A 22496-nucleotide genomic window follows, 5' to 3' on the forward strand; every position below is an offset into this window, starting at 1 on the left:
CGTTCCGGCCCGGGCGAAGATTACCCGGAAGTGGGTCTTGCAACGCGCGGAAGCAATGCGGTTCTTGACGGATGCCTGGAAGGCAGCGCCTGGTGCCGTATTGAAGTTAACGGTGTTCGCGGTTGGGCCAACGCCGATTATCTGAACGTCATGTATGAAGGTTCGCCGGTCATTCTGCGCGAGCGTCGCGCCGACATCGAAGTTCCAGTCGTCACCTACGAGAAGACGGCCAGCATTCAGCAGGAAGAGCCGAACCCTGGCGACCCGAACCTTGGTCGCGTTGGTGAGGTAGACCCGCCGGAGCAGGTCATCACCTACATCGATCAGCATCCCGGCAAGATCGTGCGCGTCGAGGGCGATGTCGCCATCGGCACCACCGTTCCTGCCAGCGCGGAACTCGTGACCATTCCTGACTACGAGTACAGCTATGTCCGCGTCAACGATCGCCGCGTTCTGGTCGAACCAAGCACGCGCCGCGTTGTGTATGTGTACGAGTAAAGTCGCGTAGAGTACCAGCGTTTATGAGTAGCGAAGAGCGCGGCCAGTCCGCGCTCTTTTGCTTGTTTGCTGTTGGCCGCTTTGGCATTGATGTTCAACCTGCGGCATATTATCGAACGCAACAGAAAATGATCGGGAGACATCCCTCTTGGACACCATTTGGGCCAATCTCGTGATAATGATGGTCCACATTCGATAATATGAAGGAAGACCAGTGCCTGCCCAATCGCTGAAAAAGGCTGCCGCCAAACAGGCTCCGGCCCTGCCCCATGTCGATGATGCAAAGATCGACTTCGACACGATTGAGGCCTTCTTCTTCGCCTATCGGGACTTCGTTTCCGATCCGGACGCCATTCTGGAGAAGCTCGGCTATGGTCGCGCCCACCACCGTGTGGTCTATTTTGTCTGCCGCAACCCCGGCATGACGGTCGCGGATCTTCTCGACACGCTACAGATTACCAAGCAGAGCCTTGCACGCGTGCTCAAACAACTCATCGATGATGGCTATATCCGCCAGATGGCAGGCCCCGAAGACCGCCGCCAGCGCAGGCTTTACCCAACACTGACTGGCCGCGAACTGGCCCTCGCCTTGAGCGATCCGCAATCGCGCCGCATTGCCCGCGCTCTGGATGGCATGTCGACGGAGGCCAGGACCTGCGTTCTTCAATTTCTCGCCAGAATGCGCGACGCCGAACCGACGGGAGCGGAATGACGATGGCCGTAGCCACACCAAAACAGCCGGCGGATGATGACGCCCCCCATCTTCTCATCGTCGATGACGACGCGCGTATCCGCGACCTTCTGCAGCGCTTCTTGAGCGACAAGGGATACCGTATCACCGCTGCGGCGGACGCCGCCGAAGCACGCCGAAAGATGCAGGGCATCCAGTTCGATCTCCTGATCCTCGACGTGATGATGCCGGGCGAAAACGGCCTGTCACTGACAAAGTCCCTCAACGAAAACAAGACTGTACCGGTTATTCTCCTCACGGCACGCTCGGAAGCGGATTCGAGGATTGCCGGTCTCGAGGCTGGCGCCGACGACTATCTCGCCAAACCCTTCGACCCGCGTGAACTTGTGCTGCGCATCAACAATATTCTCAGACGCAACACCTCGCCGGATACGCCGAAAATCGACCAGATCATTTTCGGGCCGTTCAACTTCTCCCTACACAAGAAGGAGCTTCGACGCGGCGCGGAGATCATCCGGCTGACCGACCGCGAGTTGGACATCATGATGCTCTTTGCACTGCGCGCCGGCGACACCATTCCAAGACATGAGTTGGTGGATGCCGATGCGGATGTCGGAGAGCGGACCATCGACGTGCAGATCAACCGCCTTCGGCGCAAGATCGAAGACGATCCGGCCAACCCGGTCTATTTGCAAACGGTGCGTGGCATCGGCTACCGTCTCAGCGTGGATTGAACCACCCCTTTCTGGCACGTCCGGTTAAGAGCCGGATGGACAGGTGATCAATGGCAAGCCTCGACTTCATGAGTTTCGCCCGCAACAGCGCCCCGGCACGAGGGTGGCGCTTCTTCGTGCGATGGCTGCGGCACTGGTTGCCGACCGGGCTTTATACCCGCTCGCTGCTGATCATCATCCTGCCCATGGTTCTATTGCAGGCGGTCGTCGCAGCTGTCTTCATGGAAAGACACTGGCAGTTGGTAACGGAGCGTCTCTCTGCTGCCGTTACGCGCGATATTGCCGCGATCATCGAACTGATCGAGACGGATCCGGAAGAGGACGACTATCAGCGCGTCATCAATATCGCCCGGGAAAAGCTCGACCTCAGCATCTATATCGAGCCAAAGACGGAGCTTCCTCCAGCGAGACCACAACCCTTCTTCTCCATCCTCGATTCCATTCTAGCCGACCAGATCACCGCGCAGATCGGCAGGCCCTTCTGGATCGACGCATTCGGCAACGGCTCGCTGGTGGAAATCCGCATCCAGTTGAAGGACAAGACGCTACGCATCTTCACGCGCCGCAACCAGACCTATGCCTCCAACACGCACATCTTCCTCGTCTGGATGGTCGGCGCATCGCTCGTTCTGCTCGGCATCTCTATCCTCTTCCTACGCGGCCAGATTCGTCCGATCCTGGCGCTCGCAAAGGCTGCCGAGAGTTTCGGTCGGGGCCAGAAGATTACGGCCTACTCGCCCAAGGGCGCCGATGAAGTACGGCGCGCCGGTCTTGCCTTCATTCTCATGCGAGAGCGGATCGAGCGACAGATGGAGCAGCGCACCGCGATGCTCAACGGTGTGAGCCACGATCTGCGCACCATCCTCACCCGCTTCAAGCTTCAGCTCGCACTGGCAGGCGACAACCCCGATCTTGATGGCCTGGACAAGGATGTCGACGACATGCAGTCGATGCTGGAGGCCTATCTCGCCTTTGCTCGCGATGATGCGGAGGAGGATGTTGGCACACTGGAACTGGAGCCATTGCTGCAGAAACTGCAGAGCGATTTCCAAATGGTCGGCAAGACGATGACCTTCCAGCTGAACGGCGTCTCACAGCTCACCGCGCGTCCTAACGCCTTTTCGCGCCTCATCGGCAACCTTGCCGCCAACGCGCAGCGCTATGCGCAGACGCTGTCCATTGAGTTACGGCGCGCACCGCGATCGATCAGCCTCGTCTTCGATGATGATGGTCCGGGCATTCCGCCGGAATCGCGCGAAGATGTTTTCAAGCCCTTCTTCCGGCTGGATGAGGCGCGCAACCTCAACGCCTCCGGCACCGGGCTTGGCCTTTCGATCGTGCGCGATATTGCCAGAAGCCATGGCGGCGACGTCATGCTGGATGACAGCCCGTTGGGTGGCCTACGGGTCATCGTGAAAATCCCGGCCTGACGGGTCGGGAAACAAGCTCACGTGTGGCGGTAATCAGCACATCTTCTCGCCGTTCGGCACAGCGCGCTCGACGGCGGCCAGGACAATATCGCCATTGGCATCGGCAAAACCGAGGGTGAGAACTTCCGAGCGGAACGGCCCGATCTGGCGCGGCGGAAAGTTGACGACAGCAAGCACCTGCCGGCCGACCAGATTGTCCAGCGTATAGTGCACGGTAATCTGCGCCGAGGATTTCTTGATGCCGATTTCGGGTCCGAAATCGATCTTCAGCTTAAAAGCGGGCTTGCGCGCTTCGGGAAAAGCCTCCGTCTCGATGATGGTGCCGACACGAATATCGACCTTCTCGAAATCCGCATAGGTGATCTCAGCGCTCATCTGCCCTATCTCCGATCAGTTCGCCAGTTCTTCTGCCCGTGTCTTTGCCGCGGCAATCGCCTTGTCGAACAAGGGCTGCATGCCATCCTCTGCCATTAGCACGGAGAGTGCGGCTGCCGTCGTGCCGCCCGGAGACGTCACATTCTGGCGCAGTTTCGACGCGTCGTCGGGGGACTGATAAAGAAGTTCACCAGCCCCCGCGACGGTTTCTCGCGCGAGACGCATGGCAAGGTCCGCCTGCAGGCCAGCTTTGCGACCTGCCTCTGCCATGCATTCCACGAGATAGAAAACATAAGCGGGGCCACTGCCGGACACGGCAGTGACGGCATCGATATCACCTTCGGTCGCAACCCATTCTACCGGACCGCTGACTTTCAGAAGCTCTTCTACCAGCTGACGCTGGTCGGCCGAAACGCGCTCATTGGCATAAGCACCGGTCACGCCGCGCCCCACCATGGCGGGTGTGTTGGGCATGGCACGCACGGTCGCCGCCTCACCGAGATGGCTCTCGATAGACGACAGCGTCTTGCCCGCAGCAATCGAAACGATGACTGTCTTTTCCCCGACAAGACCTTTCAGACCTGGCAGCACGGCATCCATCAATTGCGGTTTGACCGCCAAAAACAGAATGCTGGCCGTTACGCCATCCGGTGCGCTCTCGCAGTGGCGTGCACCCGCCTCGCCAAGTGTCGACATCATGGCATCGGAAGGGCGTGGATCGATGACGATCACCGACGAACCGGAAACGCCCTTCTTCAGCCAGCCGGAAAGCATGGCGCCGCCCATATTGCCGGCACCAACGAGTACGATAGGGTTAGAACCAAGCGAAAGCATGCGTATCAGGCCTCGCCCACGGTTTCGAAGAGAGCCGCCTCCATCGCGGCCTTGGCTTCCATCCCGGACCAGACGACGAACTGGAAGGCCTGGAAATATTGCTCGCAGGCTTCCAACGCGCTGGAAAGTAGAACTTCGACCTGCTGGTTCGTCGGCTCGGCACCACCAGCCAGAAGCAGTGACTGACGGAAGATGATGACATCCTCCTGACGCCAAAGGTCGAAATGCCCCATCAGTGTCTGGCCGTTGACATGCGAGAGCAGCCGGATCACTTCATTGACGCGATGATCGGGCACGCGGATATCGAAGGCGCAGGCCAGATGCAGCGCTTCGAACTGTTCCATCCAGGAAAACGAGACGTGATAATCGGCCCAACGACCTCCCACCGTCATGGCAATTTCGTCCTCACCCGAGCGCTCGAAAGACCAATCGTTGGCAGCCGCTACGAACTCGATCATATCGACCGGGTTGGAGAGACGTTCAACTTCGAATTCTATTAGGCTCATACGGCACCTTTTCAGCCGGAGATGAATGTTTTGTTTCGCACGCGAAAGCACAAAAACGCACACACAAATGCCGGTACATCAGTTTAGGACGATTGCCCGACGCTGCCAGATTAACGCAGTGAACCTGTCTGGAGCTTACCGAGTTCGTTTCGAATCATCATTTAAAATCAGTCTATAACGAGCGAGTCCCATCGCCACCCCCTGTCATTCCATTTTCCGGGGAGAACCGTGGATATCTCTTGGCGCGTCAGATCAGTTGAGAGTCATAACCGACTCTGCCGATTGCGTTTTTTGGATGTGTCCACAGAGGGGAAAAAAATGCTGATGAAATTGCTTGCTCTTTGGAGACGAATCCGCACTCGCGCAGGTTGGGGGCTCGCGGCGGGTAAAATGAAAAGGCCGCGCCCTTTCTGAGAGCGCGGCCTGTCTGACAGAAGTCCAAATCGAAGATCGGATTTGGCTCAGGAAGCGTTTCCGGAAAGCTTTGCCTCAAGCGCTTCGATCCTGGCGCGCAGCGCGTCATTCTCGTCTCGCGCCTTGATGGCCATCTCGCGCACCGCGTCGAACTCCTCTCGCTTCACCACATCGAGGCTGTTTAGCCAGCGATCGGCCTGCGCGTGGAACGCCTGCTCTACCTCCTTGCGTACACCCTGCGCCGCACCTGCGGCATCGGTCATCAGCTTCGCGAATTCATCGAAAATGCGGTTGGTTCCGGTTGTGCTCATGGCGCGGTGTCCTCGTCTTCATCCGGAGAGACATGCTGCTCTATCCGGTTCTGACATTTCAGGTAGGCACTCCCTTGCCGCGTTGCAAGCGAAAACGGGATGATGACGGGCAGTAACCTTACTTGTGACAGCCGTGAAAGCGCCAAAGAATCGCCTTGACCGCTCCCTTTTCACCCGCCATTTTCGCCCGGCGGGAAAGATCATGCTAATACTGCCTGCCGTACGAAAACCGGCGTTTTCGACAACAACAGAGAATGGAATCCGCGACTTGTTTTCACCGCTTGCCCCGCTTTCGATCATGCCGTTTCCCAACATTGATCCGATCGCTTTTTCCATCGGCCCGATCTCGATCCATTGGTATGGTATCGCCTATGTCGTCGGTATTCTTCTTGGCTGGTACTACGCGCGCAAGCTCAGCATGACGGATCGCCTGTGGCCGGGTGACAAATCGCCCGTGACGCCGATCCATCTCGATGATTTCATCATCTGGGCAGCCGCGGGCATCGTGCTGGGTGGCCGCATCGGTTACGTACTCTTTTACGATCTTCCTGCCGTCATGGCGAACCCGGTGCGCGCCTTCGAGATCTGGAATGGCGGCATGTCCTTCCATGGCGGCCTCCTGGGTACGACGATCGCAATGATCCTCTTTGCCCGTCGCAACGCCATTCCCGTCTGGAGCATGTTCGACATTATCGCGGCCGTCGCACCCGTCGGCCTGTTCTTCGGCCGCATCGCGAACTTCATCAATGGCGAATTGTGGGGCCGGCTGACGGATGTTCCATGGGCGGTCGTCTTCCCGACCGGCGGACCTTTCGCCCGCCATCCAAGCCAGCTTTACGAAGCCGGGCTGGAAGGCATCGTGCTGCTGATTGTTCTCGCCGTATTGGTATGGGTCTTCAAGGCGCTGAAAACACCCGGCACGGTGACGGGCACCTTCGTTGCCGGATATGCCCTGTCGCGCATCTTCGTCGAATTCTTCCGCGAACCCGACGCACAGATCGGCTATCTGGCGGGGAACTGGTTGACCATGGGAATGGTTCTCTCAGCGCCCATGTTCGCGCTCGGCGTCTGGGCAATCCTGCGGGCACGCTTTGCCGCCCGCGCCCGCCAGAACGGATAAGTGACATGCCAACGCCCCTTGCACGTCGCATCAAGTCTCTTATTCGCCTCAACGGCCCCTTAAGCGTCACCGATTACTTCTCGCTCTGCCTCGCAGATCCCGAGCATGGATACTATAAGACACGCCAGCCCTTCGGTCGCACCGGCGATTTCGTCACGGCACCGGAAGTCAGCCAGCTCTTCGGTGAGATGCTAGGCGTCTTCATGGTCCATGCCTGGCAGCGCCACGGCCTGCCCGCCAATGTCAGGCTGGTGGAAATCGGACCCGGTCGCGGCACGATGATGACGGATATGTTGAGGGTGATTCAGCGCATTGCCGCCCCCCTTTACGACGCAATGAGTGTGCATCTCGTCGAAACGAGCCCGCTTCTGACCGAGACGCAGCAGAAGACGCTTGTCGCGCATGAGGGCAAGATCAGCTGGCACGAGAGCTTCAACGACGTGCCGCCAGGCTTCCTGCTGATTGCCGCCAACGAACTCTTCGATGCCATCCCTATCCGCCAGTTCGTCAAGACGCACCAAGGCTTCAGAGAAAGGGTCGTCAGCCTCGATGAGGATGACGAACTGATTTTCACCGCAGGCGTCGCTGGTCTTGATCCGGACCTCCTGCCCCCGCAGTCTGAGCGACAGGCGCTTGGCACGATCTTCGAATACTCTCCTGCCCGTGAAGCGGTCATGGCCGCACTTTGCGAGAGGCTTAAAGTCAACAGCGGCACCGCGCTCGTCATCGACTACGGCCACATGGTCTCCGGCTATGGCGATACCATGCAGGCGCTCAGAATGCATGAATATGATCCCGTCCTCGCCCATCCCGGCGAGGCCGATCTGACCAGCCATGTGGATTTCGAAAGCCTCGTTAAGACCGCGACTGCAAACGGCATCCATGTGAACGGCCTTCTGCACCAGGGCGATTTCCTCTACGGCCTTGGCCTCAAGGAACGCGGACAGGCTTTGGCAGCAACGGCGACGCCCGATCAGATGCTGACGATTGCCGAAGCCATCAACCGTCTCGCTGGCGAAGGTGCTGGTAAGATGGGTGAGCTTTTCAAGGTGCTTGCGATCTCCAGCCCTGCCCTTCATTTGCTGCCGTTTCGCGCGCTGGATTGAGCCTGCTGACGAGTAGACACCTGACGGACGCCTGAGAGGAGATTGACACGGGCAGTCCGCTTGGGCCAACATCGGGCCAATTCGAAGCAGAACAAATCTGCCGCACGGCATCTTTTTTGAGATGCGCCCATCGGAAACACTCGCTCAGAATCATCACTGAAAAAATCGGCGACACCGCAAAGGATTGAACACCCCATGCAGGACGACACGCTGCCGCTTCCCGTTCAGAGCACATTGCTTGAGGCGGCGTCCGAAAACGGCATACGCCATGGCTTCTTCACCCGCGAAGGCGGCGTTTCGAAAGGCATCTATCGCGGCTTGAATGTCGGCCTCGGCTCGCAAGACGAACGCCAATCGGTCGTGGAAAATCGCCGCCGCGTGGCGCAGTGGTTCGGTCTTTCGGCCGAAAAGCTCGCAACCGTCCACCAGATCCACTCCCCCAATGTCGTCGTGATCGACGAGACCTATTATGGGGGCAGACCGCAAGCGGACGCGATGGTGACGGCAACGCCCGGTATCGTCATAGGCGTGTTGAGTGCCGACTGCGGACCGATTCTTTTTGCCGACCGCAAAGCTGGCATCGTTGGCGCGGCCCATGCCGGCTGGAAGGGTGCGGTTCATGGCGTTCTGGAGAACACCATCGAAGCCATGATCGCGCTTGGCGCACGCCGAGAAAACATCGTCGCAGCACTCGGCCCCTCCATCGCGCAGGAGAATTACGAGGTGGGACCGGAGCGCGTCGAAGATCTGAAAAAGCTGGATCCAACCTACGATCAATACTTCGCGCCTTCGGAGAATGAAGGCCACGCCTATTTCGACCTGAAGCAACTGACGATGGACCGTCTGACCAAAGCGGGCATTCAGGCCGAAAATCTCAACCTCTGCACCTATCCGGATGACAAAAGATTCTTTTCCTTCCGCAGGACCACGCATCTGTCCGAACCGGATTATGGTCGACAGATCTCAGCAATAGCAATTTTGGAGACGTAAGATGGCTCTTCACTTCGAACCCGCCGAATTTGAGGCCCGTCGTGCCCGCCTGATCGAGAAGATGGCAGAGGAAAAGCTGGATGCCGTGCTGCTTTTCGCCCAGGAAAGCATGTACTGGCTGACCGGCTACGACACCTTCGGCTATTGCTTCTTCCAGACGCTGATCGTTAAGGCCGATGGCTCGGTTGCGCTGTTGACGCGTTCCGCCGACCTGCGCCAGGCCCGCCACACCTCCAATATCGAAAACATCGTCATTTGGGTGGATCGCCTCAATGCCGATCCGACGCTCGATCTCAAAAACCTGATGAGCGAGATGGACCTGCTCGGTTGCCGCGTCGGCATCGAGTTCGACACCCACGGCATGACTGGACGGGTGGCGCGCCTGCTGGATAATCAACTGGCAAGCTTCTGCCAGATCGTCGATGCTTCCTATCTCGTGAGCACACTTCGACTGGTGAAAAGCCCAGCCGAGATTGCCTATGCCAAGCGTGCCGGTGAGCTTGCCGATGATGCGCTCGATGCAGCCATCGCGCTCATCAAGCCGGGTGCCGATGAGGCCGACATTCTGGCTGCCATGCAGGGCGCGGTCTTTTCCGGAGGCGGCGATTACCCTGCCAACGAATTCATCATCGGCTCCGGCCCCGATGCGCTTCTGTGCCGCTACAAGGCCGGCCGCCGCAAGCTGGATGCCAAGGACCAGATCACGCTCGAATGGGCTGGCGCCAGCGCCCATTATCACGCGGCGATGATGCGCACCGTCGTCATTGGCGAACCGGAGTTCCGCCATAAGGAACTCTACAATGCCTGCGCCGAAAACATCCGCGCCATCGAAGAGGTTCTTCGCCCCGGCAACACCTTCGGCGGCGTCTTCGATGTGCATGCCAAGATCATGGATGAGCGCGGCTTGACTCGCCACCGCCTCAACGCCTGCGGCTACTCGCTTGGCGCACGCTTCTCGCCGTCCTGGATGGAGCACCAGATGTTCTACGCCGGGAAACACACAGGAAATCCTGCCCAACATGACCCTCTTCGTTCACATGATCATCATGGACAGCGATGCCGGCATCGCCATGACGCTGGGTCAGACCTATGTGACGACAGAAGGTGCGCCGCAATCGCTCTCACGCCACAGCCTCGACATGCTGACCGCCTGAAGACGGTTTGACTCGAAACCCAAACGGCACTTTAATCGCGCCCATTCTGGGGAGACGGAGCCGATGATGATGAGATACAGGGCATGAGCAGGCTGGGTGGGATCCTTGCAGTTCCCGGGCTCTTGATGGCTCTTTCTGCATGCAACACCAGTGATGCGCTCACACCGCAAGTCAATGTCGGGCACAACCAGACGGCATCGACCCCTGTCAATCAGGGCGATCTCGACCAGATGGCGGCAGCTGCTGATCGTTCCGGTTCCGGCGTTGCACCGCAAGTACCGGCCTACGCGCCGCAGAACACGCTGCAGGCGCAAGCCCAGGCGATGACCAGCGGCGTTCAATACGGTCAGCCGGTCAGCCGCCAGCCGCAGCAACCGCGAGCCACTCAGCCGCAGCAGCAGACTGCAGCACTTGCTTCGTCGGGTGCCGCCAGTATCCGCTTCCTGCCGATTATCGGCGCGCCGGTCCAGGCGGTCACGCCGCTCTCCAGACAACTTGGAGCGGAGGCCCGCGCCAAGGGGCTGACGATCCTGCCTTCCGCCGATACCTCCGCCACGAACATCCTGAAGGGCTATCTTTCGGCTTTTGAAGATGGCGGCAAGGTCACGGTCGTCTATGTCTGGGACATTCTCGATGCCAATGGCGCTCGGCTTCATCGCCTCCAGGGGCAGGAAGCCGTGGCGTCACGCGGGGGCGACCCGTGGTCGGCCGTCACCGATGGCGTGATGCAGAAGATCGCAGCCAAGACGCTGGACGATTACCAAGCATGGCGGCAGAACGGGCGTGGATAAGTCAGTCGGTCGAAAGCACTTGCGCCGATCCAATCGATTGAAGAGACAGTTGAAAACAGTCGAGTCACAAAGTTTTCACGAAAATCATGGGTAACGGGGTTCCGGCTATTGCATTCACAGGCAACAGCGCTATTAAGGCGCCCATGGCAAAACGGCATGTCCGGCGCCCTTCTGGGCCGGGTATTCCTTCCCGTTGAACGACGCACTGGCCGCGGAACAGACTTAAAAATCCCGGGCTCAAGCGATGGCATGGAAAACAGGCGGCACCCATGAAGGTTTTCGCAGGCAATTCGAACCGGCATCTGGCCGAAGCGATCTGCAAGTATCTCAATGTTCCCCTGGGAAATGCCACAGTAAAACGGTTTGCGGACCAGGAAATCTTCGTAGAAATCGGTGAAAATGTACGCGGCGAGGATGTTTTCGTCGTCCAGTCCACATCCTTCCCGGCCAATGACCACCTGATGGAACTGCTGATCATGATCGACGCCATGCGTCGTTCCTCGGCAAAGCGCATCACTGCCGTTCTCCCCTATTTCGGCTACGCCCGCCAGGACCGTAAAGCCGGTCCAAGAACGCCGATCTCTGCCAAGCTCGTTGCCAATCTCATTACCGAAGCCGGTGCCGATCGCGTCCTGACGCTCGATCTTCACGCCGGTCAGATCCAGGGTTTCTTCGATATCCCGACGGACAACCTCTTCGCCGCACCGATCCTCGCCCGCGACGTGAAGGAACACTACGACACCAAGAACGTCATGGTTGTTTCCCCAGACGTGGGTGGCGTGGTGCGCGCCCGCTCGCTTGCCAAGCGTCTCGACTGTCTTCTCGCCATCGTCGACAAGCGCCGCGATCGTCCCGGCGAATCCGAGGTCATGAACGTCATCGGTGACGTGTCCGGTAAAGACTGTATCCTGATCGATGACATTGTCGATTCCGGCGGCACGCTCTGCAACGCCGCAGAAGCCCTGCTCAAGAACGGCGCGACCAGCGTCACCGCCTACATCACCCATGGCGTTCTCTCCGGCGGCGCCGTTGCTCGCGTGTCATCCTCCAAGCTGCGCGAACTCGTCATCACCGACAGCATCCAGCCGACCACCGGCGTCCAGTCCGCGCACAACATCCGCGTGATCACCACCGCCACCCTGCTCGGCGAAGCGATCAACCGCACGGCGATGGAACAGTCGGTCTCGGGCCTCTTCGATTGATCTAGCTGTTCCTCTGCCTTCTATCTGCGACATTGGAAACGAGTAGGATTAAATCCTATCTTGTTGTAATCTCCGTGCGCGATAATGAAGGTGATGACTATGCGCACAACCCAGTCCCTCAGCATAACCCTACCCTTGGACATGGCGGAAATGGTCAAAGCCAAGGTTGCATCTGGTGAGTATGCGAGCGAAAGCGAAGTGATCCGCGACGGTTTGAGAACGCTCGCCGCGCGAGACGCGGCGGTGGACCGTTGGCTACGGGATGAGGCGGCTCAGGCGTACGATGCTCACAAAGCAGATCCCACACGCACGGTTACACTCGAGGAAGGCTTGGCAAACGTCCGATCCCGCATCGCCCAGCGCAAAGGTCGCGGTTGAGTGAAGCGTTATATGGTGCGCCTCACCCCCGAGGCGCAAAACGATCTCGTCAGCATTTATGACTATATCATTGAGGTATCAGGCTCATCCGTCGTCGCTGACAGATATCTTGATCGCATCGGTAACTTCTTGAGCGGTCTGTCCGTATTTCCGGAGCGGGGCACGCTCAGAGATGACGTCCGTGACGGACTGCGGATTATTGGCTTTGAGCGGAACGCCAGCATCGCCTTTATCGTCGAAGATGAGCGTGTCATCGTTCTCCGTATTCTTGGCAAAGGACAAGAATTTCGCGAATCCAACGAAGGTTGAAGCGGCCTTAGTCGAGGGCCACGTCTGAACGTCGCTGTGACAGCCTCATCTTTTCCTTCGCCGCCCATGCCTGTAGAAGAACTGCCGTCTTCAGACCTCTCCTTATCAACATAACCAGCCACCGCCCACCGTAGATTCGGGAATGCTCCAGAATGGCCGACACGTCCGAAACAACGGGCCGGAGGCCCAGCACGTGCCGATGCTCTCCAATTGCGAGAAGACGATAAAGAACAAGCGTCGTCAGGGCGGCAAAGAGGATCGACATCGTCGTATCGCTGAGGAAATGCCGACCCGCGGCCATGCGCATGGCAGCCGTTGCGATAATCAGGAAGGCAGCGACCACGGCGCAGACTATCTTTCCCCTACGCGTGAGTTGCGGCCAGAGCAAAACGCAGACCGGTAATACGACGCTGGCAATCAGGGCCGCCTCGCCGGATGAAAAGGAACAGTTCTTGAAGCACTGATTGCTGAGCTGAAACGCTGGCGTAAATGTCTGGGTGCCACCGAATTCGAGAACGCCATCTGGCCGCGCGCGACCGAGCCAGGTTTTCAAAATGCCATTGACCAGCAGCCCGGCGCAGGCCAGCGTGTTGCCCCAGATAAAGGCCCAGACGCGCCAGCCGGTCTGTTGTGTGGTTCCGATCAGGACGTTGCCCAGGAAGATGAGGAATGTCACGACGGCGAAGGCCTCACCGCCGTGGCGCAGCACATCTCTCCAGAACATGAAGTTCGGGCTGCGGCCCACCCAGTCTCCTGCCTGCCCGCTGAAGAACAGGGTGGAAATTCTCAGGTCCAGGAAGGGGAAAGCCGCAAAAACGATCACGGCGCAAAGCGTTGCGATCGTCAGCCAGATGGTGAGCCGCATATGGACGATATCATGGTCCATGGTTCGCCCCCTCAAGACAGGAGGCGGGAATTTTCCAGAGGCCGACGGTGGCGCGTTCCATGAAACCGGCGGCCGCCACCCATTGGGCTTCCGCCGGCTCATCCTTGATGCAGGCAGGGAGCGAGTCGGCACGCGATAGAAGAAGCGCGTTGGTCGCCTCCCCCGGCAGCAGCGAATAGAGCAGCGCATAGTGACTGGATGGAGGCTCGGCACCCTCGTTCCACGCGCGCGGCGCAATATGATGATCGTCTCTCAACTGATAGAACATTTCCGCCAGGAAGGACCGGTCGGAGGCGACCAGGACGTGAGCGTCCAGCCTTCTCGCATCCGCAATTGCTGTCGATACCAGAGCGGACCGGCCAAGATAGCGCTTCAACGCCAGCTCGCCATTGGGAAGACGCAACTCCGTACCGAAGATGGTGAGCAGCGGCAGGATAATGGCGACAACGGTATTGAGAATAAGCGACGCCCGCAGCCAGTGCGGCCGTTCCGCAAGCCATGGCGTCGCAAGCAGGAGGCCTGCTGCATAGGCGCCGACCGCCCAATTGGCGAAGGCACGCGAGACCAACGCCTGTACCGTCATCAACAGGAGAAGCGGAATGCTGAGCGCGCAGAGAGCGCGGACCGTCGGCGTTCTCATGTCCCGCAAGGCCATCAGCATGGCGATGAAAACGAAGGGCCCGACGACCCCGGCCTGCGCACCGAAAAAGCCGAGAGCCGAGCCGAAGTTCAGCCCCGCCGCATTCCAATGCGCAATGGATACCGTGTGACGGGCGGTGGCGAAATCATGCGTATAGTTCCACCACAGATTGGGCGCAACCACAGCCGTGGCAACGAGACCCGCCAGGAACGCATGCGACCAACGGACCCACCAGTTCCTATCCAGCAATGCCGCCAGCGGCACGAAGGGAAACAGAAAGGCCATGGCGTATTTCGACAGAAAGCCCAGCCCGACCGCAAAGCCAAGCCCTGCCGCCAGCATCAAGCCGAGTGGTCCGCCGTCATCGCGCACCGCCGCAAGCTCGCGCCACAGGATCAGCGACACGACGATGAAAAACAGCATCGGCGTATCGGTGGAAATCAACAGGCTGGAAAGCGAGACGCCGGGCAGCGTGATGTAGATGATCGCCGCCAGCGCTCCTATCCGCGCATCATAGATCATCCGCCCCAGATAGAACATCGCAGCCGCCGTCATCGCATGCATGATGGGCGCCGCCAAACGAATGTCGAAAGTCCCCTCACCGCCCGTCATCCACGTGGTCAGGCGAATGACCCAGCCGATCAGCGGCGGCTTGGAATAGGCGCCGAACGCCATCTCCCGGCTCCAGAGCCAATATTGCGCTTCATCGACAAAGAGATCGGTATGGTTGAACGCAAGACAGACGATGCGGAACAAGGTTACGCCGAGGATAGAGGCAAGCGCAATCGACCACCATCGGGCGCTATCCGTCTCCATTGGGTGGGTGTCCGCGGCACGTTGAAACTGTCCGGCGATCCCGCTCATGCCTGACACCGACTGGACGTGAAAATCACTTGTAAGAAATGGAAAAAGAAAAGGCGCATATCGATCCGCTCAAAAAGAACGACGACGATATGCGCCTGATTAATGACACCATTACGTCAATTCGGAAGGCTTCTACACAAACAAGTCAGCGCGCATTCCGAATTACGACACCAGCGCAAAGACGGTAGTGTCGCTCTCAACCGGCATCAGAAGAAGCCGAGTTTGTTCGGGCTGTAGGAGACCAGCAGGTTCTTGGTCTGCTGGTAATGATCGAGCATCATCTTGTGCGTCTCGCGACCGATGCCCGACTGCTTGTAACCACCGAAAGCGGCGCCTGCCGGATAAGCGTGGTAGCAGTTCGTCCACACGCGACCGGCTTCGATGCCGCGACCTGCGCGGTAAGCGAGGTTCGTATCGCGGCTCCAGACACCCGCACCCAGGCCATAAACCGTGTCATTGGCGATTTCGATCGCTTCTTCCACCGTCTTGAAGGTTGTGACGGAAACCACAGGGCCGAAGATTTCCTCCTGAAAAACCCGCATCTTGTTGTTGCCTTCGAAGACCGTCGGCTGGATGTAGAAGCCGTCCTTCAGATTGCCGGAGAGAGATTTCTTGTCGCCGCCGGTCAGCACCTTGGCGCCTTCCTTCTTGCCGATCTCAAGGTAGCTCATGATCTTGTCGAACTGTTCCTGCGACGCCTGCGCACCGATCATGGTGGAAGCATTCAGCGGATCGTCCTGGCTGATCGCCTGCACCCGCTTCAGCGCCTTTTCCATGAAGCGGTCATAGATCGATTCATGCACCAGCGCGCGGGACGGGCACGTGCAGACCTCGCCTTGGTTCAGCGCGAACATGGCAAAGCCTTCGAGCGCCTTGTCGAGGAAGGCATCATCCTCATTCATCACATCGGCAAAGAAGACGTTTGGCGACTTGCCGCCGAGCTCCAGCGTGATGTTGGTGATGTTGTCCGCCGCATAGCGCATGATTTCCTTGCCGACCGAGGTCGAGCCGGTGAAGGCGATCTTGGCGATACGGTTGCTCTGCGCCAGTGGCTTACCGGCTTCGGTGCCGAGACCGTTGACGATATTAATGACGCCCGGCGGCAGAAGATCTTCGATCAGTTCCATGACGAGCAGGATCGAAGCGGGCGTCTGTTCGGCCGGCTTCAGAACCACGCAGTTGCCGGCGGCAAGTGCCGGCGCAAGCTTCCACGCTGCCATCAGAATAGGGAAGTTCCAGGGAATGATCTGGCCAACGACACCAAGCGGCTCATGGAAATGATAGGCGACGGTGTCGTTGTCGATTTGCCCGATGGAGCCTTCCTGCGCGCGAATGCAGCCTGCGAAATAACGGAAGTGATCGATGGTCAGCGGAATATCGGCATTGGTGGTTTCGCGAAGCGGCTTGCCGTTATCCCAGGTTTCCGCCCGAGCGATGAGATCGAGATTATCCTCGATCCGCTGAGCGATCTTCAAAAGAATATTGGAGCGCTCGGTGACGCTGGTTCGGCCCCAGGCTGCGCGCGCCTTATGCGCCGCATCCAGTGCAGCCTCGATATCGTTGGCATCGGATCGCGGCACTTCGCAAATCTTCTGCCCGGTAACGGGGGAGATATTGTCCATGTAGCGGCCGGACTTCGGCTCCACCCACTTGCCGCCGACATAGTTGCCGTATTTCAGTTTGAACGGAGTTTCACCCGCTTTATGCTGAACCTGGATGTTCATGTCTTTCATCCTCCCTGATGAACAACGATCCATGTTTGATCGCGTGGAGAGAGGTTGTGCCGATACTCGGGTAAATCAAAGAGGCATCGGGCCGTTCCGCACTGCACAGTGTTTCACATCTGCGACAACGGCCACGCCAATCGGAACGACCACCTCACGCTCAGTGGACGGACAGCTTCTTCATCTTGCGGTGAAGCGTTGCGCGGCTGATCCCCAGCAATTCGGACGCCTGTGTCACATTGCCATTGGTTCGCGCCAGAACCCGTCTCAGAGCCGCGCGCTCAGCCTCCATCAGGTCACTCCCCTTGTCATGGCGCTCTTCCTTGAGCGCATCCGATGCGGGGATGCCTTGCGCAATGCGCGCATCGTCAAGACGCAGTGCAAGTCTAGCCGCGCGGGTCGCACCAAGAATAATATCGTCCTGATCGACAGCCAGCAGCGACAGCATCGTGGATTGCGCAGACGGCACGATCAGGATGCGCGCGCCTGGAAAGGCACGGCGGAACAGGTTGCCCTCGATACGCTGTGCGGCATCGCGAACGGTCTGCGTCACCATGGAGAAGGTCAGCTCGTTGATGTCCTCCCGGCAGGTTGAAATGTCGAGCGCCCCCGTCACCTGGCCCCTGTGATCGCGGATCGGCGCCGTCGTGCAGGAGAGATTGATGTTGGAGCTGAAGAAATGCTGGTCGCGGTAGACCACCGCTGGGCGCTCATCGGCAAGTGCCGTGCCGATACCATTGGTGCCGACACTCGCCTCGCTCCACAGCGCGCCGGACCACAGCCCGGCCTTGCGAAAATCTTCATCGTCACCCGCAGCACCGCGCCGTTCCAAAGCCACGCCTTTGGCATCGGTCAACAGCAGGCAGCAACCGGCCCTGCCAACGGTTGAAAAGATGCGGTCGATTTCATCCGCGCTTTCCGCCAGAAGATCGGATGCCTCGTCGCGTGCCCTTCGGAATTCCGCCTCCGACAGAAAGATCGGCTTGCGGTTTTCCTCCGGCGCCAGATGATGCATCATCATGCAGCGGCGCCAGGAGGCGACGATCGGGGAACTTGCGGCAGCCGAGGAATGATTGGCGCTTTCATAGACATGATTGGCGTGTGCGGCGTCGTTCGACATAGGCTCCTCCCAAAGCTTCTGATATGGTGCGCCGGTTGCGCGATGCTTTCAACCATAAAATAGTCGTATGCAACGCCGCAGGCTCATTACGATTAGGCGGATTGCCCGTGATCGAACGGAAAGCCCGCACGGCCTTGCGTTTGCGGACACTTTATACTATAGCGCGCGCATCCGTGTAGACACCCTTGGAGGCAACACGGTCGGGTTGGCGCTTGCGCCGCCCCAGTTCTCGTCCGGCCAAGCCGGTTTGAACTCTCCATATAACCTCGAAAAGGAAATGCCATGAGCAAAGAAACTTATGAGCTCAAGGCCGAGGCGCGCGAACGAGTTGGTAAGGGGTCCTCTCGTGAACTTCGCCGCAACGGTTTGATTCCCGCTGTCATCTATGGTGACAAGCAGGCCCCGATTTCTATCGCGATTTCGACCAACGAAATCACCAAGCGCATCCACGGCGGCGGCTTCATGACGACGATCGCAACGATCGACGTTAACGGCCAGAAGTACAAGGTTCTGCCGAAGGACTACCAGCTGGACCCGGTTCGTGACTTCACGATGCACGTGGACTTCCTGCGCGTTTCGGCCAACTCGAGCGTCACTGTCGAAATTCCGGTTCACTTCGTCAATGAAGAGAAGTCCGAGATCAAGACCGGCGGCGTTCTGAACATCGTTCGCCACACGATCGAAGCCACCGTTCCTGCGGACCAGATTCCGGACGCGATCACGGTTGACCTCGAAGGTCTGAAGATCGGCGACAGCGTTCACATCTCGCAGATCAAGCTGCCGAAGAGCGTTACCCCGACGATCACCGATCGCGACTTCACCGTTGCAACGATCGTTCCGCCGGTTGTGGACGTTGTTGAAGACGAAGCATCCGCTGCTGAAGAAGCAGACGACGCAAACAAGTCCGAATAAGACCTGTTCGTTTTTCTTGAAGAAGCCCCGTATCGAAAGATGCGGGGCTTTTTTATTTGGCACGAACTCTCTCGAGAACGAGCAGCGCAGCGGCTTTTGCGGCGCGCGACGAGAGCGCCGTGCATCCTTTTCAGACGCATCAAGCGCGCTTTGCCCCTTGGAAGCGACCCATAGCGCTTTCCAAAAGTCGGTTCCGATCTTCGGAAAGCACGATGCTGTAGTCAAGAAATGATTAAGCATTCTCCGAAACGATAACTCAAAGCTTTGACTCTACAACCGCAACTGGAAAAGGCTGTCGCGGCGCTCAGACCTTTACCGGATGAACAGGAGTTTGTGAGGATCAAGAGAGGGCAGATGACCCATTCGGTAGAGAGGCGATTTCTGGCGATCATATCCGGCGCATTGCTGGTCATCGTCGCACCGCTTTTTACGATTTTGCTGATCCTTGCCTATAATGCCGCGAGTTCCAGCCAGGCAGACCGGCTCGAAATTCTCATTGTCGCCAATGCCCAGGCTCTTGGGCGTCCCCTCTGGGATCTCGATGACGAGAGCATCAATCAGATTACCGGCACGCTCATCACCGACCCGGCGATCTACATGGTCCGGGTCACGGACAGCTTCGGACAGCTTGACGTTACCCAGACATCGAATGGCACCCGCGGCGACGACATGTCTTCTCTCAGCCGGGACATCTTCTACAAGAACCTCGACGGCGAGACCAAAGTCGGAACGATCAAGATCTTCTTCCATAATGTCGGCTTGTTCTCGTCACTGGACGGGATAGAGCTCTCCTTTCTATCGATCTTCATTCTGGCGATCCTGACGGTATTCGGCGCGGCCATCGTCGGCAACCGTATGATGATCATGCGCCCGCTTCTGCGGCTGACGGCGGCCATCGAGGCGACCCGCAGACTGGGCTCTCGCCACCATGTCGACTGGCGCTCCCGCGACGAGATGGGAAGGCTGGCAGAGAGCTTCAATGAGATGCAGACGCAACTCGAACGGGAGGAATACGAGATCAAGCGCGCGCATCGGCGCACGACCGAGATCTATAACCGCACGCCCGCCATGCTGTTTTCGCTCGACCCGGAAAATCGGGTCGCAGCGGTCAGTGATTACTGGGTCAAGGCGACAGGCTATAGCCGCGAGAATGCCCTTGGCTGCTTTTTTGAAGCGTTTCTCCATCCGGACGATCGGGAGAGTTTCCGGAAGCGGCATCAGAGCCGTCCGTCTGACCATCTCGATGAATCCTACGCGGCGGAATGCACCGTCCGCTTCATCTGCGCCTGTGGGCGTTCGATGGATGTGCTGATTGCCGAAAAGACGCTGCAGACCGGCATCGAGGATACCAGCGCAGATGTGCTGAGCGTGATGACGGATGTGACCGAACTTCGCCAATCCGAACAGCGCAACGGCCTTCAGGCCATTTCCGACCATCTCACCGGACTTTTGAACCGGCAGGGCTTCGAAGCCATGCTGGACCAGAAGATTCTCGATGCCGATGCGGCGCAGTCGAAGCTCGCCTGCCTGTTCATCGATCTCGACCGCTTCAAGGGCATCAACGACAATTTCGGCCACGCGGCGGGCGATGCGGTTCTCAAACAATTCGTTGCCCGGCTGAGAGACGTTCTCAATCCGCAGGACGCGGCCTCGCGGCTTGGCGGAGACGAGTTTGCGCTACTGCTTGCGGGATCGGACGCTGAAGAGCGCTCCCTGAACCTTTGCGACAAGATCAGCGCGATGTTCAATGACCCCTTCATGGTCGATCGCCAAAGCATTCGTCTCAGCGCCAGCATCGGTCTTGCCATCTATCCGGAACATGCAGGCAGCGCGTCTGAATTGTTGCAGCATTCCGATCTTGCCATGTACACCAAGAAGCGCGCCGGAAAGAATGGCGCGCAGATTTTCGACGCCACGATCATGAACGAGGCGCGTCAGCGGGCCGAGATCGAGCAGGACATCGAGCAGGCAATTGACGAAAACTGGTTGGAGGCGCACTTCCAGCCTATCCTCAACATGCGGACGGGCACCACCTGCGGCTTCGAAGCCCTGATGCGGCTGAACCATCCGCGCAAGGGATTACTCCCGCCCGGCCCGATCATCCGCGTTGCCGAAGAGAATGGCACCATAAAGCGTCTCGGCAATCGCGTTCTTGAGCATTCCATCCAAAATCTTGCGGAAATCTTGAACGTTCCCGGTCTCGAAGACGCCTATGTTGCCGTCAACTTCTCTGCCCAGCAATTTGAGGCGGGGCTTCCTACCCGGATCGCTGGCCTGCTGCACCGTTACCGTATCGTTCCGCAGCGCCTCGTCGTGGAGATCACCGAAGCGGTGATGATGCATGACGATCCGCAGGTGCGCGCCGTGTTGAATGCAATCAGCCTGCTTGGATGCCGGATTGCGCTTGATGATTTCGGCACAGGCCATTCTTCGCTGAGCTACCTCAATCGCTTCCCCGTCGATATCGTCAAGATCGACCAGTCTTTCACGCGCTCCATCAGCAATGATGCGCCCGATATCAGCAAGAGAAGCCGCATGTTGGTCGAGGGTATCAGCGCGATCTCCCACAAGATGAACTGCCTCGTCATTGCCGAAGGCATAGAGACCGAAGAGCAGAAGACAATGCTACAAGAAATGGGAGTTGATTGCGGCCAGGGCTATTTGTTTTCCAGACCACGCGCGATCCAATCGCTGATCGAGGTCTATACGGCACCGTCTGAGAACGGAGAGAGACCACAAGCTGTGCAGTAATAGGCTGCGGGAGGGGAAGCAGTGTTACGAGCAATTCTTGTATGGATCGGCCTGTCGGTTTGCTTGCTGAGCGCAACCTCAGCCAGCGCCGAGAAGCTTTTTTTATCGAGCGAATATTATCCACCCTACAATCTTCGCGATGCCGATGGGCATCCAAGCGGCGTCTATTGGGATCAGTTGAAGATCATACTGGAGCGCACCGATACGCAGTATGAAGCAGCAGTGATGCCTTGGGCGCGCGCCATCACATTGGCAGAAACGGCACCCATGCATTGCGTCTTCGCGGCCGCCCGCACCCCCGAGCGCGAGCCGCGCTTCAAGTGGGTTTCTCCCATCCACACGGATCGCAATGTTCTGGTCGCGCGTCAGGGCCATGTCATGAACATCAAGACTCTGGAGGACGCCAAACAATACACGGTCGGAACGCAGCGTAACGACTATACCGAAGCCTTGCTCCGCTCGATGAACTTTCCGCGCATCGACATCAGCGCCGACTTTAACAACACGCTGTCAAAGCTTGCCGCAGGCCGCATCGACCTGATGCCTATGTCGGAAAGCGCGCTGAAAAACCTTGCCCAGAAAGACTTCGAAGAGGTTATCACCTTCAGTCGGCAGAGGCTTGGTCTTGCCTGCAACAAAAGCGTGCCGGACAGTTTGATCGAGAAAATGCAGAAGGTGCTGGACGATCTGATTGCCGATGGCACCCAGAGGCGCATTTACGAGAAATACGGTCTGGTCATCAGCGACTAAACGATT

General features: G+C 58.4%; 22 protein-coding genes and 1 pseudogene. 15 read left to right on the forward strand and 8 right to left on the reverse strand.

Annotated features, from left to right (window positions below):
* The 4 genes from QE435_RS09395 to QE435_RS09410 form a co-directional block, all read left to right on the forward strand.
* On the forward strand, positions 1 to 498 hold a 498-nt coding region (locus tag QE435_RS09395; RefSeq protein WP_349041168.1), incomplete at its 5' end, for a DUF1236 domain-containing protein.
* Between the two features lie 214 nt (positions 499 to 712).
* Complete coding sequence (locus tag QE435_RS09400) at positions 713 to 1210, forward strand: MarR family transcriptional regulator (protein ID WP_309771437.1); 498 nt, start codon at positions 713 to 715, stop codon at positions 1208 to 1210.
* Between the two features lie 2 nt (positions 1211 to 1212).
* A complete protein-coding gene (locus QE435_RS09405) occupies positions 1213 to 1923 on the forward strand; it encodes a response regulator transcription factor (RefSeq protein ID WP_306933674.1) in 711 nt (236 codons plus the stop codon).
* 50 nt (positions 1924 to 1973) lie between these two features.
* Positions 1974 to 3353 (forward strand): ATP-binding protein, encoded by a 1380-nt coding sequence (locus QE435_RS09410; protein ID WP_349041169.1) that lies wholly within the window; start codon positions 1974 to 1976, stop codon positions 3351 to 3353.
* 33 nt (positions 3354 to 3386) lie between these two features.
* Here QE435_RS09410 and QE435_RS09415 read toward each other — a convergent pair whose 3' ends face one another.
* From QE435_RS09415 to QE435_RS09430, 4 genes are all read right to left on the reverse strand, one after another.
* Positions 3387 to 3728: a tRNA-binding protein gene (locus QE435_RS09415; protein WP_349041170.1), complete on the reverse strand. Its 342-nt coding sequence runs from the start codon at positions 3726 to 3728 to the stop codon at positions 3387 to 3389.
* A gap of 15 nt (positions 3729 to 3743) precedes the next feature.
* Positions 3744 to 4562, reverse strand: coding sequence for a pyrroline-5-carboxylate reductase (gene proC, locus QE435_RS09420; RefSeq protein ID WP_349041171.1), 819 nt, complete (start codon positions 4560 to 4562; stop codon positions 3744 to 3746).
* Between the two features lie 5 nt (positions 4563 to 4567).
* On the reverse strand, positions 4568 to 5068 hold the full coding sequence (locus tag QE435_RS09425) for a YbjN domain-containing protein (protein ID WP_306933683.1): 501 nt from the start codon (positions 5066 to 5068) through the stop codon (positions 4568 to 4570).
* A 461-nt stretch (positions 5069 to 5529) separates the two neighbouring features.
* A complete protein-coding gene (locus QE435_RS09430; RefSeq protein ID WP_062426406.1) occupies positions 5530 to 5793 on the reverse strand; it encodes an accessory factor UbiK family protein in 264 nt (87 codons plus the stop codon).
* Between the two features lie 298 nt (positions 5794 to 6091).
* On the opposite strand from QE435_RS09430, the gene lgt reads away from it, so the two are divergent.
* The 8 genes and pseudogenes from lgt to QE435_RS09470 all read left to right on the forward strand — a co-directional run bounded on the left by lgt (position 6092) and on the right by QE435_RS09470 (position 12843).
* Positions 6092 to 6913: a prolipoprotein diacylglyceryl transferase gene (gene lgt, locus QE435_RS09435; RefSeq protein WP_349042828.1), complete on the forward strand. Its 822-nt coding sequence runs from the start codon at positions 6092 to 6094 to the stop codon at positions 6911 to 6913.
* A gap of 5 nt (positions 6914 to 6918) precedes the next feature.
* Positions 6919 to 8019 (forward strand): class I SAM-dependent methyltransferase, encoded by a 1101-nt coding sequence (locus QE435_RS09440; RefSeq protein WP_349041172.1) that lies wholly within the window; start codon positions 6919 to 6921, stop codon positions 8017 to 8019.
* Positions 8020 to 8214: 195 nt separating this feature from the next.
* On the forward strand, positions 8215 to 9009 hold the full coding sequence (pgeF, locus tag QE435_RS09445) for a peptidoglycan editing factor PgeF (protein WP_349041173.1): 795 nt from the start codon (positions 8215 to 8217) through the stop codon (positions 9007 to 9009).
* Position 9010: 1 nt separating this feature from the next.
* Positions 9011 to 10163, forward strand: a pseudogene (locus QE435_RS09450) (Xaa-Pro peptidase family protein).
* A gap of 83 nt (positions 10164 to 10246) precedes the next feature.
* Positions 10247 to 10954, forward strand: coding sequence for a hypothetical protein (locus QE435_RS09455; RefSeq protein WP_349041174.1), 708 nt, complete (start codon positions 10247 to 10249; stop codon positions 10952 to 10954).
* A 269-nt stretch (positions 10955 to 11223) separates the two neighbouring features.
* Positions 11224 to 12156 (forward strand): ribose-phosphate pyrophosphokinase, encoded by a 933-nt coding sequence (locus tag QE435_RS09460; RefSeq protein ID WP_306933695.1) that lies wholly within the window; start codon positions 11224 to 11226, stop codon positions 12154 to 12156.
* A 99-nt stretch (positions 12157 to 12255) separates the two neighbouring features.
* A complete protein-coding gene (locus QE435_RS09465; protein WP_306933696.1) occupies positions 12256 to 12534 on the forward strand; it encodes a type II toxin-antitoxin system ParD family antitoxin in 279 nt (92 codons plus the stop codon).
* Positions 12535 to 12843: a type II toxin-antitoxin system RelE/ParE family toxin gene (locus QE435_RS09470; RefSeq protein ID WP_349041175.1), complete on the forward strand. Its 309-nt coding sequence runs from the start codon at positions 12535 to 12537 to the stop codon at positions 12841 to 12843.
* Positions 12844 to 12850: 7 nt separating this feature from the next.
* Here QE435_RS09470 and QE435_RS09475 read toward each other — a convergent pair whose 3' ends face one another.
* The 4 genes from QE435_RS09475 to QE435_RS09490 form a co-directional block, all read right to left on the reverse strand.
* Positions 12851 to 13729 carry a phosphatase PAP2 family protein gene (locus QE435_RS09475; RefSeq protein ID WP_349041176.1) on the reverse strand — a complete coding sequence of 293 codons (879 nt, stop codon included), beginning with the start codon at positions 13727 to 13729 and terminating at the stop codon, positions 12851 to 12853.
* Entirely contained in the window at positions 13719 to 15233 is a 1515-nt protein-coding gene (locus QE435_RS09480) for a glycosyltransferase family 39 protein (protein WP_349041177.1), read from the reverse strand. The genes QE435_RS09475 and QE435_RS09480 overlap by 11 nt, the downstream gene beginning before the upstream one ends.
* A gap of 206 nt (positions 15234 to 15439) precedes the next feature.
* Positions 15440 to 16957, reverse strand: coding sequence for an aldehyde dehydrogenase family protein (locus QE435_RS09485; protein ID WP_349041178.1), 1518 nt, complete (start codon positions 16955 to 16957; stop codon positions 15440 to 15442).
* Positions 16958 to 17117: 160 nt separating this feature from the next.
* Entirely contained in the window at positions 17118 to 18077 is a 960-nt protein-coding gene (locus QE435_RS09490) for a helix-turn-helix domain-containing protein (protein ID WP_306933704.1), read from the reverse strand.
* A gap of 282 nt (positions 18078 to 18359) precedes the next feature.
* On the opposite strand from QE435_RS09490, the gene QE435_RS09495 reads away from it, so the two are divergent.
* From QE435_RS09495 to QE435_RS09505, 3 genes are all read left to right on the forward strand, one after another.
* Positions 18360 to 18989, forward strand: coding sequence for a 50S ribosomal protein L25/general stress protein Ctc (locus tag QE435_RS09495; RefSeq protein ID WP_349041179.1), 630 nt, complete (start codon positions 18360 to 18362; stop codon positions 18987 to 18989).
* A 354-nt stretch (positions 18990 to 19343) separates the two neighbouring features.
* Positions 19344 to 21740, forward strand: coding sequence for an EAL domain-containing protein (locus QE435_RS09500; RefSeq protein ID WP_349041180.1), 2397 nt, complete (start codon positions 19344 to 19346; stop codon positions 21738 to 21740).
* A 21-nt stretch (positions 21741 to 21761) separates the two neighbouring features.
* Positions 21762 to 22490 (forward strand): transporter substrate-binding domain-containing protein, encoded by a 729-nt coding sequence (locus QE435_RS09505; RefSeq protein WP_349041181.1) that lies wholly within the window; start codon positions 21762 to 21764, stop codon positions 22488 to 22490.
* Positions 22491 to 22496 lie beyond the last annotated feature (6 nt).

The organism is Agrobacterium sp. SORGH_AS 787, assembly GCF_030819035.1.
Taxonomy (GTDB): Bacteria; Pseudomonadota; Alphaproteobacteria; order Rhizobiales; family Rhizobiaceae; genus Agrobacterium; species Agrobacterium larrymoorei_B.